The organism is Thermococcus sp. 21S9, from assembly GCF_012027635.1.
Classification (GTDB): domain Archaea; phylum Methanobacteriota_B; class Thermococci; order Thermococcales; family Thermococcaceae; genus Thermococcus.
This window is the reverse complement of the sequence record NZ_SNUS01000008.1, coordinates 1-706: the sequence shown is the minus strand read 5'-3', so window position 1 is coordinate 706 and position 706 is coordinate 1. Positions and strand designations below refer to the sequence as shown.

Sequence of the window (706 nt, the reverse complement as noted above, 5' to 3'; positions counted from 1 at the left end):
GCGGCTCGACGGTGTAAGTCACCTGCTTGGTCGTCGTGTAAGTCTTTGACATAATGGCGTCGTTTGATGTGAGGGTGATAGTGAAGCCGTGGGTTCCCACCGCGCCGGCCTTGAACTTGATGCTAATTTGTGTCGGGCCGCTTATGTCGCCGAGATAGTATTTCCCACCCTCGGGCGAGATGACAGAGCCGTCCTTGCGGACTTCTATAACATCAGAAAGGCCGGAAATACTCAAGTAGGTGTTATAGGTCGCGGAAGTCTGTATTGGGCTTAGGGTGAAAGTCAGCTCGTAGATAGTGTTCTGGTAGGTCTTAATCTCAGCAGGGAAGTTTTCGAGCTTGAAGGCGGCCAAATCGGGATACATCTCGACTGAAACGGTCGTGTCGCCCTGGACGTCAATCGTTTTAGTAACGCTCCAGTAGCCCTGCTTCTCGAAAGTCAAGGTGTGAGTGCCCCTCGTGAGCTCCAGCGTCCCGCCGTCGTCAATCGTGCCCAAAACCGTATCTCCTTCTTTCACCGTTACGCCGCTTAGGCTTTGGCCCGTGAAACCGTCTTTTATGCTGAACTGAACGTTAAAAGCCGAGGGTATAACATCAATCTCATTCACAACCGTAAAGCCCGATTTAGATACTACCGTATTCTCATCTCCAAAAATGACCATCGTGGCCGCTCCACCAGTATAAACGTAGTTCCAGTAATCGTAGAT

Annotated in this window: 1 pseudogene; it reads right to left on the bottom strand. The window is 50.8% G+C overall.

Features of this window, described 5'->3' with window-relative positions:
• A pseudogene (locus E3E28_RS10690) lies at positions 1-517 on the bottom strand (hypothetical protein); the annotation flags it as partial.
• Positions 518-706: the final 189 nt, after the last annotated feature.